Origin of the sequence: Pseudomonas sp. Sample_21 (genome assembly GCF_004307525.1) — a bacterium.
Taxonomy (GTDB): Bacteria; Pseudomonadota; Gammaproteobacteria; order Pseudomonadales; family Pseudomonadaceae; genus Aquipseudomonas; species Aquipseudomonas atacamensis.
The window spans coordinates 1-16,353 of the sequence record NZ_RCNZ01000012.1; the positions used below are offsets into that span (position 1 = coordinate 1).

Genomic DNA, 16,353 nt, shown 5'->3' on the forward strand with positions numbered 1-16,353 from the left:
TCCCACAGAAAGCAAAAGCAAGATCAAAAGATCGCAGCCTTCGGCAGCTCCTACATTTGGATTGCGCTGGGCTTTGGTTAGCTGAGCACTACGACGCCACCGGGCAGTTCGGTGCATTTGACGCCGTAGGCGTCGCGGATCAGCAGGGCGACGCCGGCGAGTTGGTCGAGGTTGAAGCGGGCCTGGACGCGGCGTTGGCCGAGTTCGCGGTTGAGCAGCAGGAGCATGCCGGGGCGGTAGCGGTTGATTTCGTCGATCATCTGGCTGAGGGTCGCGCCGTTGAACACCAGCACTTGTTGGCGCCAGTTCATTACGGCGGCGGTGTCGACGGTTTGTACGTTGCCGATTTGCCGTGCGTCGTAGGTGACTTGCTGGCCGGCTTCGAGGCGCAGGTTGCGGCCGTCGATGGCGACGTCGACCGCGCCGTCGAGGCAGGTCACGCAGACTTGCTGGTCGGTGTTACGCAGGTTGAAGCGCGCCTGACTGGCGTGCAACCACCCTGCCCCGGCCTGCATCGCCAGTGGCAGGCGTGCGGTTTGCACTTCGACTTCGCCGCTGACCAGTTCAAAGCCCTGCACACCGTTTTCGACGCTGCGCTGATTGATGCGGGTCTGGGTGTTGAGTTCGAGGCTGACGCCTTGCGCCGGTTCAACCCGGCGTTGCTGGCCGACTTCGGTGATGTAGTCGGCGCCCAGCCCTTCGAAGCCACCGGGAATCGTGCCGCGCACCAGCAAGAAAGCGGCTGACGCGGCAATCGCGCCGCCGAGAAATGCCCGTCGACCGAAGCTGCGTCGGCCCTGCACGGCTTCGGCGGCCGGTTGCAGGTGATGCCACAGGCGCTTGGTTTCTTCGAACGCCCGCGCGTGTTCGCCGCTCTGCGCGCACCATTCGCGCAGGGCGCGGGCGTCGGCGACGGTGGCGCGGCCCGAGGTCAGCAGGATCAGCCAATCTTGGGCTTCGCTGTGCAGAGACTCGGTGGCCGAAGGCTCGGCGGGTTTCAGTCGAAAGATGTTCAAACGCGCAAATTCTCAACGGATTAATCGGGTCACTATTCGCTAGACGGTTTTCCGGCCCCGCGACCGAACCGCTGAAACACTTTTCTTTCCAGTTTCGCTGCGCAGAAGCCCAACGCGGCTTTGATTTCCTTCTCGACCATGCGCGTGGAAATGCCGAAACGCTGGGAGATTTCCAGGTGCGGCGCCTCTTCCAGCCGCGCGGCGATGAAGATCCGCCGACGCCGTGCGGGCAGTTCGTACAAGGCGCTGAGCAGCGCCTGCATTTCCTTTTGCCCGCCGACCACCCGCGCCGGGTCGAGGGCCTCGTCGCCCAGTTGCAGCAGTTCCTCGACTTCGGTGCCGGTGAGCAGCCGCGCATCGGCCTGGCGGCGGTCGGCGGCGATGTTCAGGGCCATGCGATACAGGTAGGCGTTGGGCTTGAGCAGGTTTGGCGGGGTCTCCATGCGATCGACCCGCAGCCAGGTTTCGTGCAGCACGTCATTGGCCAGGTCCTCGGAGCCGAGGCGGCGGCGCAGGCGCACGCGAAAATCCTCGTAGGAGCTGAGGAACAGCTGGCCCATCACGCTTTGTCCGGCGTCTTTCATCCCCCGGAAACTCCTTCCCATCTCGTGCATTCCATGCGTTTCCCTGACGACTCCGGTAACAACAGCAACGTGACCGGCTGGCGCAAGGCGCTGGGTGTCGGCCGATCGATTGTGAGGTTGCGAAAACTTTCCACCAGCGCGTTATCGCGCCGTACATCGCCGGTCGAAGTGACCAACCGGTTGTGCTGCACCACGCCGTCGCGCCCGACCCACACCTGCAACACCGCGCGATAACTGCCCGGGCGGGTCAGCGGCGAACGGCACAGCTTGCGCTCGATCGCCGCCTGCACCGCCGTCGCGTAACTGCGGTTGACCGCGACAGCGACCGGCGTGGGTTTGTCCGTCGGCACTGGCAGGTCCTCCACTTGCGCCGCTTGCAGGGTGAACGCGTCGGCGCGGGCGTAGCGCGCCATCAACCCGGTGCCGCCGAGCAGATGGCGCAAGGCGTCGGCGGCGGTGAATTCGCCATCCACGGCGAGGGAGCGACGGCCCCGGCTCAACTGACTGTCGACCAACACCGCGACGCCGGTGGCGCGGCTGTATTGATCCAGCGCCCGGGCCAGTTCCTGCGCCGGGATATGCAAGGTCATGCGCATGTCCGCCGCTGCCGGATCAGCATTGGCCGCGTTGGCCAGCAGACCGAGTAGCCACCCCAGACCCGCACGGCGCACAAGCGTCGCCGAGCGCTGAAGACTGATCCGCGAACTGCCTCGCTGCACGACTGGCGCACCCCTGAAAATCGCTATCCTGCGGGGCATTTATGACTCTGGTATGACGGGCGGTGCAAAAAAACCATCACGGGTTTTGCCCCGCGCTTGCACTAGACTCAAACCCAGAGCGGCCCATTCGGGCGGGCCAGGAGGCGGACATGAAAACACGGTGGATGTGGGTCTTGCTGATGACGGTGGGTGCAGCGCAGGCGGAGGAGCCGTTGGGCTGTGTCGAGGTCACGGTCGGCGGTTACAAGGCGCCGAATTACGATTGCCTGAGCCAACAGATGGGCAACAATCCCGACGGCGCGGCGGCGGCGCAGAAGAACATGGAAGCGTTGAATGTGCCGGTGCACAAGCGCGCGCCGAATCAGGTCGGGCTGGCTACACCGGCGGCGACCAGTACGCGGATGGGCAATACGTTTGGCACATCAGTGAAACCGCAGCGGCCGGCGCAGTGAAGGACTGATCGTTCCCACGCTCTGCGTGGGAATGCCTCAAGGGACGCTCCGCGTTCCAATGGGACGCAGAGCGTCCCGGGCTGCATTCCCACGCGGAGCGTGGGAACGATCAGATGTAGGAGCTGCCGAAGGCTGCGATCTTTTGATCTTCAGTCACTCGGGGTCTGGCGGAAGCTGACGGCCAACCGATTCCAGCTGTTGATGGTGCTCACCGCTACGGTGAGGTCCACCAGTTCACCTTCATCAAATTGCTCGCGCGCCTGCTGGTAGACGTCATCCGGCACGTGGCTTTCGGCCAACAGCGTCACCGCCTCGGCCCAGGCCAGCGCCGCGCGTTCGCGGGGGTTGAAGAAGTTGCTGTCGCGCCACACCGCAATCGCGTAAAGACGCCGATCACTCTCCCCGGCTCGCCGCGCGTCCACCGAATGCATGTCGGTGCAGAACGCACAGCCGTTGAGTTGCGAAGCGCGGATCCGGATCAATTGCAGCAGCGGCGCTTCGATACTCAGATTGCTGGTCAGCGCCTCCATGGCAAGCATCGCTTTCATCGCCTTGGGCGACGCGTTGTAGTAATCCAGACGCAGGGACATGGCGCGGCTCTCGGCAGGCGGAATGATGAGTTCACGGTAAGGGCTGTGCAGGCTGTGTTACAGCCCCAATTCCACGAATTTCGGCTACACCACTGCCCCCCTACCTTTACGCGCTGATCGTTCCCACGCTCCGCGTGGTAACGCCTCCCGTGACGCTCTGCGTCACAGTGGACGCGGAGCGTCCATGGCTGCATTCCCACGCGGAGCGTGGGAACGATCAGGTAACTGACCCGCCGCTTTCGCGAGCAGGCTCGCTCCCACAGGGACTTGCGCCAATTTGCGGTTTTTACTCCACGCAACTACTGCCAAAAGCCCAACAACGCTAATCTGACCGACACTTCACTCAACACCCGGGAGCCTCGTCGGTATGGAACTTCATGTCGTGATCAACGGCCGCAAGGATCTTGCCGGTCAGTTGTATCAGCAGTTGCGCGCGGCGATTGAATCCGGGCGACTGGCGGCGGGTACGCAGTTGCCGCCGAGTCGCTTGCTGGCCGAGCAATTGGGCATTTCGCGCAAGACCATTTCCGACACTTATGCGCAGTTGACCTACGAAAACTTCCTCACCGGCGTGATCGGCAAAGGCACCTACGTCAACGCCCGCCCGGCACAGGTGCAGCGCAAGCAGAGCCACACCGAGCTGGCCAGTGCCGAGGTGATCGAGAGCTGGCGCAATCTGCCGGTGTTCCTCCGTCACCCGACGCTGGAAGGTTCGCTGCGCTACGACTTCATCGGTGGCGCCACCAGCAAAGGCCAGTTCCCACACGACGACTGGCGCCGCTGCGTCGCCCATGCGATGCGGCAGATGGCGCAGTCGAAAGGCTTCTACAGCGTCGCCGAAGGCTTGCCGGCGCTGCGCAATGCGATCGCCCGGCACATCGCCTTTTCTCGCGGTATCAACTGTCAGGACGAGGACATCGTGGTGTGCAACGGCGCGCAACAGGCGCTGGATCTGATTGCCCGGGTACTGACCCGCCCGGGCGATCTGGTGGCGATGGAAGATCCAGGGTATCCACCCGCACGCTTGCTGTTCGGCACACACGGCGCCGAAGTGGTCGGGGTGCCGGTGGATGCCGAGGGTATTCAGGTCGAGCAGATTCCCGATGGCACGCGGCTGATTTATGTCACGCCGTCGCACCAGTTTCCGCTGGGTATGGCGATGAGTCAGGCGCGCCGCGAGGCCCTGCTTGCCCGTGCCTATGAGCTCGGCGCGATCATCATCGAAGACGATTACGACAGTGAATTCCGCTACGAGGGCCGGCCCACCGATTCGCTGTACAACCTCGATCAGCGCGGTATCGTCGCCTACGTCGGCACCTTCTCGAAAACCTTGCTGCCGGAGTTGCGCCTGGGCTACGCGATCCTGCCGCCGTCGATCATCGAAGCGGTGATTCGCGCCAAGCAGTTGACCGATCTGCACGCCTCGACCCTGCCGCAATGGGCGCTGGCCAAGTTCATCGCCGAAGGTTGCCTGCTCAAGCACATCCGCCGCTGCCACACGATCTACGCGCAACGCCGCGAACGCATCCTGGAGCGCATGGCGACGGATCTGGCGCCATGGCTGCAAGCCGTGCCGGCCAGTGCCGGGTTTCACATGGCGGTGTTCTGCAAGGTGCCGATCGATTTGCCGTTGGTCATCGAGTTGGCAAAAAAGGTCGAGGTCGGCCTGTATGCGATCAGTGGTTTCTACTACCAGCAGCCGGCGAAAGAAGGCCTGTATTTCGGCTTCGGCGCCATCGAAACCCTCGACATCGACATCGCCCTCGATCGCCTGCGCGACATCCTCGAACAGCTGTCATGAGCCGTTGGTATAAGGCTTTTACCGCCGATTGGTTATTGGTGATTCACGGCGGCAGGCCTATTCTGCACAGGCGTTATCCCTCAATGAGCAGGATTCGTCCGGCCTGATTCAGGAGTGTGAGCAATGTCCAACGAAGTGATCAACACGGTTGAGGTCAAGGCGGTTGCGGGCCGCTCGGAAGAGCTTGGCAAGCAATTGCAGAAGATCGTCGACACCCTGCGCGAAACCCCGGGCTGCGATTCCTACCTGGTCGACCGCTGCCCCGAGGACAGCCACCGCTGGACGGTCAGCGCGCGCTGGCAGTCGGAAGCGGCGATGCAGGCGCATTTCAACCGGCCCGAGGCACAGGGGTTTATCGACCTGATCGATAGCCGCCTGGCCAATAGCGTCGATTTCAACAGCTTTCCTATCGTCTAAAAGCAAGATCAAAAGATCGCAGCCTTCGGCAGCTCCTACTCTGGAATGCGTTCCCCTGTAGGAGCTGCCGAAGGCTGCGATCTTTGCTTTTGAACCAGAATTGGTCACCTGATCTTCGCGAATATTGGCGGTTTGAACCGGCCACCTTGCGGCCTACTGTGAGCACACCCCAACCATCACAGGTAACCCGCCATGAAAGCCCTGCACCTCGTCGCTGCCGCCCTCGTCTTCAGCCTCTCCGCTTCGGCAATGGCCCACGATCCATCCGAAAAAATCACCGTTCTGCAGGAACAACTGCTGAAAAACGCCCCCGGCAAAAAAGCCATGATGATCGAAGTCGACTACCAGCCCGGGCAGTCCTCGATCGCGCACAAACACGAGGGTACGGCGATGGCTTACGTGCTCGACGGCGAGGTGATTTCACAGGTCAAGGGCGAAAAAGCGATCACTTACAAGAAGGGCCAGTTCTGGTACGAGCCGGCCGGTTCCGAGCATCTGGTGTCGAAAAACGCCAGTTCGACCAAGCCGGCCAAGTTGCTGGTGTTCATGGTGCTGGCCCCGGATGAGCAGGTGCTGATCCCGCTGGAAAACTGATGGCTGCCTGATCAGCCATAAACGAAAGGCGCGAATCGAGCATTTGCGCCTTTTTTATTGCGTCGCGGCATTAACTGCAAACGCTTAAAGCCAATAAAACTAACCACGCAAAGGTTATTCAGCCAACGGTCAGGCCGGCAGGTTTACCCTGAATATCCGCCGATATCTTCGGCCCGTGCACACTCATCGACAGACCTTGTTTCACGGGAGAAACACCATGAAACCTGCGCTTCCCGCCCTGCTGGCGATCTCCGTTTTGATGCTCTCTGCCTGCTCTGTTCCCACTGCTCCGCAAGCCGTGTCATCCCTCGACACGCTGCTGCCGCACCCGACCGGTCGCAGCAGTGCTACTCAGGTCAACAGCGGTCCCGGCGTCTCGCTGGGGGTGATTTACAGCCCCGGCACCCAGGCCAATCGCCAATACTTGCGCGAGTATCAGGCCAAGGCCGGCACCGGTTTTGGTCAGAGCCTGCTGGTGCAACCGATCCACGACGCCTACGTTGCCAGCTCCAGCCCGGATCGGGCGGTGGAGTGGGTCAACGCTTCGCTGCAACGCCAGTTCGGCTCGGTGACGGTGTACCCGGACATGCAAAGCCTGCGCGCGGCCAGGCCGGATGTGGTGGCGATCGTCGATACCCATAGCCAACTGATCACCTCGCGCAGCTCGGATATCCGCGCGGATGTCAGTGCTGATTTTTACGATGCGCAATTGAACTACATCGGCACGGCGAAGGGCTCGCAGGCGCGGGAACTGACGCCGGTGTGGGCGGACTTCAAGCGCTCGGAAGAGATCGTCGCGGATATCAATCAGCAGGAGGAATTGCAGCTGGCGGCGTTGCGCGAGTTTGACCGTTCGCTGAGTAATCTGGTCGTGCGGCCGGGGGAGAAAGTGTCGATGCTCGAGGGTAAACCAGCTCAAAAGTTGTATTGAATGTAAATACCTCTTCGCGAGCAGGCTCGCTCCCACATTTGGAATGCGAATCCCTGTGGGAGCGAGCCTGCTCGCGAAGGCGCCAGACCAGACACCACAAAAACCCTCAGACATTAAATCCCCGCCAAGACTGGCCATCCCTTCCAGATCCACAATCATCCCCCGCTGTCCACTGTCAGGTCTGACAGTGGACAGCGCGATCGAAAGCTTCCCAAATACCAGCACTGCGTTGATGTGCCGGTCTCTATCGACTGATCGCTTTACGCAAAAACAGCGTATTCGAGGAGCTGACCATGACTGAAGTCAAAGACACCGCCGTGCATAACCTGGACCCCACTTTCGGCCCCAACAAAAATGGCCTCACCTGGTTTGAATATCCCGATCAGGAAAACGGCTTCGCCAACGCAGTTACCGTCGCGGCGGACGGCAAGCTGCTGATCGCCGCCAGCGCGGGCAACAAGTTCGCCATTGTGCGGTTGAAGCCTGATGGCACACAGGACACTTCGTTTGCCCGGGATGGCGTGGCCAGCGGGGTTTTCGCGCAGGGCTATAAATCCACGGGTGGCAGCATCAGCATCCTCAAGAACAACAATCTGTTGCTTCAGGGTGCTTTTGTCCTACACGAATACGCACGACCACAGCGCTGCTTGGCAATGTTTCGCAATGACGGAACGCCCGAGAACGGATTTGGCGACAACGGCGTGGTCATCGTTAGCCAGATTCCGTTGCCCGCCCTCGCGTCGTCCGAGGTAGCACCGGAGCAAAAACGCACTACGGCATCCGATTACAGTGGCCATGCCATTGAACTGGCCGACGGAAAACTGATGGTCCTGAGCAATCATCAATATTCCCCCAATGACCAATACGGTCTTTTGATCAGGCTGCATAGCGACGGGGCTCTGGACACTTCCTTTGGCCAAGGACAGGGTTACATCACGATTCGATACCTGGACAATTCCACGTGGGCTGGCTCACTGATCCGGCTGCAGGACGGCAAATTCGCCATCGCAGGTTACGTTTCACGTAAAGACCGCTACGGCGCAATGATCGCCCTCTTCGACGCCGCAGGTAAGCCTGTCAGCAGCTTTGGCGATAACGGTTTTGCCCTGTTCGAGCGCCTGGACAAGCTCAGTCAGATCAACCAACTGGTGGAAATGCCTGATGGCAACATCCTCGGCATCGGTAGCGCCACCTCGGAGGATCTTGTTCACCGGGGCGTTCTGGTTTGTGTCGACAGAAATGGCAAATACGCCAGCGACTTCAATGAAGGGAGGCCAGTCCTGACGTCTTATTCCGATGCGCCTTTCGGCATCCAATGGACTGCTGGCACGCTGCGAGAAGGCGTACGCATCGTGTTGCTTTCCAGCACCCACGGCGAAGAAGACTCCGAAATCGTCATTGCCCAGTTCAAATCGGACGGCGCTCCGGATCGCGGTTTTGCCGACGACGGTGTGCTGGTGATCAATCTGACCGACGTGCTCGACATGGCGGGAGGCCTTGCTATTCAGAACAATCAGATTGTCGTAGCCGGAACATCCCTGCCCCGTGCGGACGGCGTCGCTAGCTTCGCCTTCCGCTGCGCCGATACGCTCTGAATCACAGACAAGAAAAAGCCCCGCCTCTTTCGAGAGCGGGGCTTCTTCATTCAGCCACTACTTACGCCAGTTCAAGCTCGGCATTCGCAGTGATCGCAGGCACGATCGCTTGCCCGCTCAACGCCAGATCCAGCAGTTCGCGGTTGGCCACCGCGTACATGGCGTAGTCCGTACCGCTCGCAGCACGGATTTCCACCAGCATGGCGCGCCAGCGTTCGATCATGCTTTCGTGCTGGGCCATCCACAGCGCCAGGCGTGCTTCCACGTCCTGGGAACCGTCGCCCTGTTGCAGGACGGAGATGGTGATCGCCCGTTGCTGCCAGTCGACGTCATCACGGAACGCTTCACGGGCCAGAGCCTGCCAGTTGTTTTCCACCGGCAAGGCGCTGATCTGTTGCAGGTACCAAGTGATGTCCAGCGCAGAGCCGACGGCGAAGTAAGCCTTGGCCACTTCGGCCGGGTCCTGCCCGGTGACGTCGGCGGCTTCGATGATCGGCAGCAGCGTGTACAGGTGCGAGGTGCCCGCAACCATACGCGCCAGCAATTCCGGCACACCGGCTTCGACGTACGCCTGATAGCGCGACTGCCAGTTCTCGCGGATTTCGCCGCTGAGCAGCTCGTCGAGCTTCAGGCCCAGCTCTTTCAGGTGCGGACCGAAATGCGCGACGTCACGGGCAGCGTTCTGCTCGTTGCGGCGGGCACGCAGGAACCAGCGCGTGGCACGACGGCCCAGACGCATCAGCTCGTCCATCAGCTCCAGCTGCACATCAGCGGAAACCTGATAGTCCAGCGCTTCGATCTGACGGAACCAGTGCGGGAGGTGGAAGATGTCGCGCACGATCACGTAAGCGCCAGCCACGTTCGCCGGGCTCATGCCGGTCGACTCTTTGAGTCGCTGCACGAAGGTGATGCCCATGTGGTTGACCAGATCGTTGGCGATCTGGGTGCTGACGATCTCGCGCTTCAGACGGTGACGACGCATGGCTTCGGAGAACTTGCTGACCAGGGTCGGCGGGAACGCCGTTTCCATGTCGCGGGTCAGGTAATCGTCGTCCGGCACCAGCGAGCCCAGCAGCTGTTCCTTGAGGTCGATCTTGCTGTAGGAGATCAGCACCGACAGCTCAGGACGGGTCAGGCCGTGGCCCTCAGCGACGCGCTCGGTCAGTTGCTCTTCGGTCGGCAGGAATTCGATGGCACGGTCCAGCTTGCCACGGCCTTCCAGATCGCTCATCAGACGCTTGTACTCAGCGATGCGCGCGTAGGCACGGCGCGCCGCCAGGGACAGGGCCTGAGTCTGCTTGTAGTTGTTGCCCAGCACCAGATTGCCGACTTCGTCGGTCATGCTCGCCAGCAACTGGTTGCGTTGCTTGTCGGTCATGTCACCGGCCTGAACCACTTCGTTCAGCAGGATCTTGATGTTCACTTCGTGGTCGGAGCAGTCCACGCCACCGGCGTTGTCGATGAAGTCGGTGTTGGAACCGCCGCCATTCAAGCCGAATTCCACACGACCCAGTTGGGTCATGCCGAGGTTACCGCCCTCGCCCACGACTTTGCAGCGCAGCTCGTTACCGTTGACGCGCAGTGCATCGTTGGCCTTGTCGCCGACATCGGCGTGGCTTTCGGTGCTGGCCTTGACGTAGGTGCCGATACCGCCGTTCCACAACAGATCCACCGGCGCCTTGAGCAAGGCATTGAGCAGTTCGGTCGGGGTCAGCTTGTCAGCCTGGATGTCGAAGCGTTCTTTCATCTGCGGCGAGATCGCGATGCTCTTCGCGCTGCGCGAGAAGATACCGCCACCTTCGGACATGATGCTGGTGTCGTAGTCGGTCCAGGCCGAACGCGGCAGATCGAACAGACGCTGACGCTCGACGAAACTGGTCGCCGGGTTCGGGTTCGGGTCGATGAAGATGTGCATATGGTTGAACGCAGCGACCAGTTGCAGCTTGTCGGACATCAACAGGCCGTTACCGAACACGTCGCCGGCCATGTCGCCGACGCCAACCACGGTGATGCTGTCTTCCTGAACATTGATGCCGCGCTCGCGGAAGTGGCGCTGCACGCCGACCCACGCGCCCTTGGCGGTGATGCCCATTTTCTTGTGGTCGTAACCGGCCGAACCACCGGACGCAAACGCGTCACCCAGCCAGAAGCCGTAGTCGATGGCGATGCCGTTGGCGATGTCGGAGAAGGTTGCAGTGCCCTTGTCCGCTGCGACCACCAGGTACGGGTCATCGTCGTCATGACGCACGACGTTGACCGGCGGTACCAGTGCGCCGTCCTTCAGGTTGTCGGTGATGTCCAACAGGCCGGAAATGAAGATGCGGTAGCAGGCGATGCCCTCGGCCGCGATCTCGTCACGGCTGCCGCCCAGTGGCAGACGACGCGGCAGGAAGCCGCCCTTCGCACCCACCGGCACGATGACCGAGTTTTTCACTTGCTGGGCTTTTACCAGGCCGAGCACTTCGGTACGGAAGTCTTCTTCACGATCGGACCAGCGCAGACCACCACGGGCAACGTTGCCGAACCGCAGGTGCACGCCTTCGACGCGTGGCGAGTAGACGAAGATTTCAAACTTCGGCACTGGCTTCGGCAGCTCAGGGATCGCATGCGGGTTGAACTTGAAGCTGAAGTACGACTTGTTCTGGCCGTTGGCGTCAGTCTGATAGAAGTTGGTGCGCAGGGTGGCTTTGATCAGGTCGAGGTAACGACGCAGGATGCGGTCTTCGTTGAGCACCTGAACGTCGTCCAGTGCGGTCAGAATCGCTTGTTCCAGACGCAGTTGCTTGTCTTCCAGATCATCGCTGCCGAGCTTGCGCGCCAGGTAGAAGCGGGTCTTGAACAACCGGGTCAGTTCACGAGCGATGTCGGTGTGGTTGTTCAAAGTGCTGGCGATGTAACCCAGGTCGAAGCCCAGACGAATCTGCTTCAGGTAACGCGCGTAAGCACGCAGCAGCGCCACGTCGCGCCATGGCAGACCGGCGGTCAGCACCAGACGGTTGAACGCATCGTTCTCGGCATCGCCACGCACGATGTGCACGAACGCATCCTGCAGGGTGTCGTTGAGTTGCTGGATGTCGAGGTCCAGACCTTCAGCGGCGGTGAAGGCGAAATCGTGAATCCAGAATTCGCGGCCGTTGGTGTGGCGCAGACGGTACGGGAATTCACCGAGTACGCGCAGGCCGAGGTTTTCCAGAATCGGCAGGACGTCGGACAGCGCCAGCGGCGTGTCGGCGTGATACAGCTTGCAATGCAGCTCGCGCTGGCCGGAGACCTGACCGAGCGGCTGATAGAAGCTCATCACCAGCGGATTTTTTTCGTTGAGGCTCAGCAGGTGCTGCATGTCGACCACGGCCGAATGCGCGGCAAAACGCTCGCGGTAACCGGCCGGGAAGCCTTTCGGGAAGTCGGCCAGCACGTTGGTGCCGTGGGCTTCGCCGAAACTTTCGACGGTCAGTGCGGCGTAGTCGTCCTGCCAGCTGCGGCAGGCCTGGACCACTTCTTTTTCCAGCAGTACCGGGTCGATGTCGAGGCGGTTCTTCGGATCGACGCGCAGAATCAGCTGCACGCGGGCCAGCACGGATTCCGAGAAGAAGGTCCAGAACTCGCAGTCGGAAGCCTTCAGGCGCTCCATCAGCACTTGTTGGATCTTCTGGCGCACTTCAGTGGAATAGATGTCGCGCGGCACGTAGGCCAGGCAGTAGCAGAAGCGACCGTACGGGTCTTTGCGCAGGAACACGCGGATCTTGTTGCGTTCCTGGATCTGCACGATCGACATCACGGTGGTGAACAGTTCGTCGACCGGGGTCTGGAACAGGTCGTCACGCGGCAGCACTTCGAGGACCTGCGCCAGTTCCTTGCCCAGGTGAGCCTTGGACTGGAAGCCGGAGCGGCGCTCGATTTCTTCGACCTTGCGGCGGATGAACGGGATGACCCGCACGCTCTCGCCATACACCGAGGAGGTGTACAGGCCCATGAAACGGTGTTCCTTGATGACTTTGCCGTCGGCGTCGATTTCACGGATCGACACGTAGTCCGGGTAAGCCGGACGGTGTACGCGGCTCGGGTGCGCAGCCTTGGCGAACGACAGCAGGGTCGGTTCGCGCAGGTAGGACACGGCGTAGTCTTCGATGCGCAGGTCTTCGTAGGTCAGGCCGGTGCGCAGCAGTTTGGTCAGGCCGAGGAAGGAATTCTGGTCGTACTCGATGTGGCCGCCATCGGCCTGATCGGTAACCACGAACTCTTCGTAGCCGAGGAAGGTGAAGTGGTTGCCCACCAGCCATTCCAGGAAGCTCTTGATTTCGTTCTTTTCGTCGGCATCGACCGGATAGGCGCTGTTGTCCAGCTGGGTGAGGATGTCCTGCACCTTGGCTTTCATCGGCTCGAAGTCAGCGACGGCGACGCGCACTTCACCGAGCACCTGCTCAAGCTCTTTGCTCAGCACATTCAGCTCGGCCGCGTTGGCGCAACGGTCGATTTCCAGGTACATCAGCGATTCGTGCAGCACGCCTTCGCCGGTGCTGCCTTTTGGCAGGACTTCCAGCAATTCGCCCTTGCTGCCACGACGTACGCTGAGCACGGTGGTCTGCAGGGTGTGAATGCTGTAGCCGCGACGGTTCAGCTCGGTACGCACCGAGTCGACCAGAAATGGCAAGTCGTGGTGCAGCACTTCGACCGCGGTGTGGGTCGACTGCCAGCCGTGGCGTTCGTAATCGGGGTTGTAGACACGCACTTGCGGTTGCGCGTGATCGAAGCGCTCAAGCAGGCGCCACGCAGAAAGAGTACAGCCAGCGAGGTCGGAGAGGCGACGTTGAGTCAGCTCGTCCAGGGAAATGATGCCGAAGAATTGTTCAGCGAACAGCGCCACTTGTGGCAGTGCCTGTTCACTGATGTGCTGCGCCAGTGCCGCTTGCAGTTGGTGCTGGAAGTCGGCTTTGCTGGCTGCGGTGAAGAACGCCATCTGTGGTACTCCGCTTAAGCTTGTTATTGATGGAAAGCGTCGCGTGCAACGCCCCTTTCGGGGCTGGTGTCGCCCTGTTCCTGATTCTCGGGCAGAGGAAACAGGGAGACAGGTGGGTGAAGCTGGACGGGACACTCAGGTCACATTCACCTTCCATGAATGAGCATCTGCAAAAGCGACTGCCAGCACTGCCGGCAATGCCTTTACGGGTGCTCATCCGTTGCGCAGCTTAATGGGTGCGACAATGTGTCTGCTTGCGGTGCTGCGACATATTCGGTCATTGGCACGTAAATGCAGGGTTTGGCCTGCATCAACACTAGCAGGCGTGCGCCGAAATGCAGGTTCGAAACCCCGGTTTCACGGGACTTTCGTGCCAGGTCGGTCGCCGAGGACGTTACATATCCGGAAACGAAAACGCCCAAGGCCCTGTTATCGACCCTGAGCGTGGCATCCGGTTCAGCGCCAGCGGTTGACGCGGATCAGTCCGGCAGTTCCTCAAAGGCTCTGAATTTGCTCACCGTGGCGCAGTCGTAGCACATCGTCTGCAGGATCTGCTTGTCCATGCTGGCGTCGATGTTGCTCGAATCGCATTCGCGGCAGAACAGGCGCAGATGGCTGAGCAAGTCGCTGTCGAACGCCACGGCGGAAAAGAATTGCGGGACCAGTTCGTCACGCCAGTACATGCCCGGCGATTTGGAAAATCCGGCGCCGCTGTCCTTGAGCACCACGTCGTAGAGCAAGCGCTGCAAGGCCGTTTGCGGTACTCGCGCATCGCGATGGGCGTTCTTGCGCCAGTTGCGCGCGAGCGCGTCCTGCGCCGTGCTCAGCATGTTGCGCGGAATGGTGTTGGAGGCGTGGCTGCGCCCTTTGGAATTGCCGGTGGCATAAAAGTGCGCGGCGTTTCGTACCGCCAGGCGGGCGAAGTAATACAACTGACTCACCGAGAAGTCCTGCAGCAACTGCCCGACCACCTCCTCGGCACGGGCTTCGGCCGTGAAGGCAAAATCCACTTCAGCGGCCAGCACACGGATGTATTGAATGGACGCTTCGCGGGCGAGACTGAAGACCAGCGAATAGATTTCGCTCTTCCAGGCGGCTTTGACGCTGCCTGACAACTCCTGATACAGCACCTGATACAAATTCTCGCGGGCACAGCGCGTTACGCCGTCGAGCGTGACGCTGGGCAGCCAGCGCACCGCGCTGTACTCGCGGATATTGCAGCCCTCGCTGCGATCGAAGGCGTTGATGTCGGAATCGGTGGAAACTGCCAGCACCCCGGCTTCGTGCAGGCTTTTGAGCAACTCTTCACGGGCCTCGAACGTCAGTGCGAGCAGCTCTTCTCTGGATGGCGCATTCAACGGCGCAATCCATTCAACGGTCGCGCCATAACCATCATCCAGCAAAGCGAGCAACGTCAGCTTCTGCACAAACCCCAGATTGGCGTAAGGCACTGCGGGGCATCGCGCGCCATACCGAGCTTCCAATTCCAGGCGATCACGCGTGGCCCGGGCGGCAAGCTGCTGCTGGCGCACCTTGAAACATTCTGTGCAGCTGCAAGTCGTGTGGCGGGTATTGGTGCCGGGTAGGCTTTGCTGGTGCTCACAGCGTACGCATTTGAAGGTACTGCGCAGCGAAAGCGGAGTACCCCTGGCGTGTCGGCGCACCCACATCGGCAGTTTGCAGTAAGGACAACTGAGGTCGGCACTGATAACCGGGGGCAAAACCTTGAGCAGACTGCGCACCGTTGCAGGGATCTGAAATTCCGCCATCAGCGCGGCAGTTTTCTCGCCTTCGAGATAGCGCTTGTAGATTTCCTCGATCTGTTCATCGGACAGGTGGCGGATTTCTTCGGCGCGGTCGAAATATTGGGTCATGGCAAAGTTCCCTTTTTGGGGTTGTCGTAACGCACTCCATTGCGCAAGAGCGGCGAAACTAACGGTAAAAAGGCGGCGATCACAAGCGAAAAATCGCAATTTCGGGTGGATTTTGCCCATCCGGTAATTGCCTTACGCCGGCGTCGGATTTTCCCTTCTTGCCGCTCGGAACCGGGCGACAGAAATGTCCTGCTTTGCCACTTTTTACCGATGCAGGCAGCGCAAACCGGTTGAGACTGGCAAAATCGCGCCTTCGAACAGATTCACCGCCGCCACTGCCCAGGATTTCCCCCAATGCAAATGACCACCGCCCTACTGATCGTCAACCCGTGCGACGACGAAGAAGACAACATGGCCATGCTCTGCTGCCACAGCGACAAGGGCGAGATGTTCCTGATGAGCCGTTATCCGGATGAGGATGAGCTGGAGATCACGCTGGATGGCGAGCCTTCGACGCTTGACGGGGTGAAGGTCACGCTGACGTCGAAACTGCTGAAGATCGAGATTGCTGCGGCGGATGCCGATGCGTTGAATGGCGATGATGTGCTGGAGATCAGTTTTAATCCGGATATGGTGGATATGGATGAGGTTGTTGAGACTTTGAAGAATATTCTCGATGGGACCGGGACCTTTATCAGCGAGGTTTGATGTTGACCGGGCTGGCCCTTTCGCGAGCAGGCTCGCTCCCACATTGGAATGCGTACATCAGACCCTGTGGGAGCGAGCCTGCTCGTGAAGAGGCCGGAACCAGCGCCCAATCTTTTGCTCTTTTGCACAAAATGCCGTTAGTCGCCGCCCCCCGCGATGGATTAAAGTAACGCCC

General features: G+C 60.6%; 13 protein-coding genes. 7 read left to right on the forward strand and 6 right to left on the reverse strand.

Annotation, left to right across the window (positions count from 1 at the left end):
• Positions 1-77: 77 nt before the first annotated feature.
• From D8U71_RS00885 to D8U71_RS00895, 3 genes are read right to left on the reverse strand one after another with little or no spacing between them, the layout of a single operon-like run.
• Entirely contained in the window at positions 78-1,016 is a 939-nt protein-coding gene (locus D8U71_RS00885; RefSeq protein ID WP_130886979.1) for a DUF4880 domain-containing protein, read from the reverse strand.
• 32 nt (positions 1,017-1,048) lie between these two features.
• Positions 1,049-1,600: an RNA polymerase sigma factor gene (locus tag D8U71_RS00890; RefSeq protein WP_122698125.1), complete on the reverse strand. Its 552-nt coding sequence runs from the start codon at positions 1,598-1,600 to the stop codon at positions 1,049-1,051.
• Entirely contained in the window at positions 1,597-2,319 is a 723-nt protein-coding gene (locus D8U71_RS00895) for a secretin and TonB N-terminal domain-containing protein (protein WP_177434872.1), read from the reverse strand. Before D8U71_RS00895 ends, D8U71_RS00890 begins: the two co-directional genes overlap by 4 nt.
• A 164-nt stretch (positions 2,320-2,483) precedes the next feature.
• Here D8U71_RS00895 and D8U71_RS00900 point away from each other — a divergent pair, with 164 nt between their 5' ends.
• Positions 2,484-2,771, forward strand: coding sequence for a hypothetical protein (locus D8U71_RS00900; RefSeq protein WP_231991035.1), 288 nt, complete (start codon positions 2,484-2,486; stop codon positions 2,769-2,771).
• Positions 2,772-2,920: 149 nt separating this feature from the next.
• On the opposite strand, the gene D8U71_RS00905 is transcribed toward D8U71_RS00900, so the two are convergent.
• Positions 2,921-3,361, reverse strand: coding sequence for a carboxymuconolactone decarboxylase family protein (locus tag D8U71_RS00905; RefSeq protein WP_130886981.1), 441 nt, complete (start codon positions 3,359-3,361; stop codon positions 2,921-2,923).
• 367 nt (positions 3,362-3,728) lie between these two features.
• Here D8U71_RS00905 and D8U71_RS00910 point away from each other — a divergent pair, with 367 nt between their 5' ends.
• The 5 genes from D8U71_RS00910 (at position 3,729) to D8U71_RS00930 (ending at position 8,699) form a co-directional block, all read left to right on the forward strand.
• Positions 3,729-5,162, forward strand: coding sequence for a PLP-dependent aminotransferase family protein (locus D8U71_RS00910; RefSeq protein WP_130886982.1), 1,434 nt, complete (start codon positions 3,729-3,731; stop codon positions 5,160-5,162).
• Between the two features lie 123 nt (positions 5,163-5,285).
• Positions 5,286-5,579, forward strand: coding sequence for a putative quinol monooxygenase (locus tag D8U71_RS00915; protein WP_016774982.1), 294 nt, complete (start codon positions 5,286-5,288; stop codon positions 5,577-5,579).
• Positions 5,580-5,771: 192 nt separating this feature from the next.
• On the forward strand, positions 5,772-6,173 hold the full coding sequence (locus tag D8U71_RS00920; protein WP_130886983.1) for a cupin domain-containing protein: 402 nt from the start codon (positions 5,772-5,774) through the stop codon (positions 6,171-6,173).
• Between the two features lie 217 nt (positions 6,174-6,390).
• A complete protein-coding gene (locus tag D8U71_RS00925) occupies positions 6,391-7,104 on the forward strand; it encodes an ATPase (RefSeq protein ID WP_125927363.1) in 714 nt (237 codons plus the stop codon).
• Positions 7,105-7,397: 293 nt separating this feature from the next.
• Complete coding sequence (locus D8U71_RS00930) at positions 7,398-8,699, forward strand: hypothetical protein (RefSeq protein ID WP_130886984.1); 1,302 nt, start codon at positions 7,398-7,400, stop codon at positions 8,697-8,699.
• A gap of 61 nt (positions 8,700-8,760) precedes the next feature.
• Here the strand turns inward: D8U71_RS00930 and D8U71_RS00935 are convergent, their stop codons facing one another.
• A complete protein-coding gene (locus D8U71_RS00935; RefSeq protein ID WP_125927361.1) occupies positions 8,761-13,656 on the reverse strand; it encodes an NAD-glutamate dehydrogenase in 4,896 nt (1,631 codons plus the stop codon).
• Positions 13,657-14,135: 479 nt separating this feature from the next.
• Entirely contained in the window at positions 14,136-15,530 is a 1,395-nt protein-coding gene (locus D8U71_RS00940; protein WP_016774986.1) for a hypothetical protein, read from the reverse strand.
• Positions 15,531-15,824: 294 nt separating this feature from the next.
• On the opposite strand from D8U71_RS00940, the gene D8U71_RS00945 reads away from it, so the two are divergent.
• The gene (locus tag D8U71_RS00945) at positions 15,825-16,178 is read left to right on the forward strand and encodes a hypothetical protein (protein WP_016774987.1); all 354 of its coding nucleotides are present in this window, start codon (positions 15,825-15,827) and stop codon (positions 16,176-16,178) included.
• Positions 16,179-16,353: the final 175 nt, after the last annotated feature.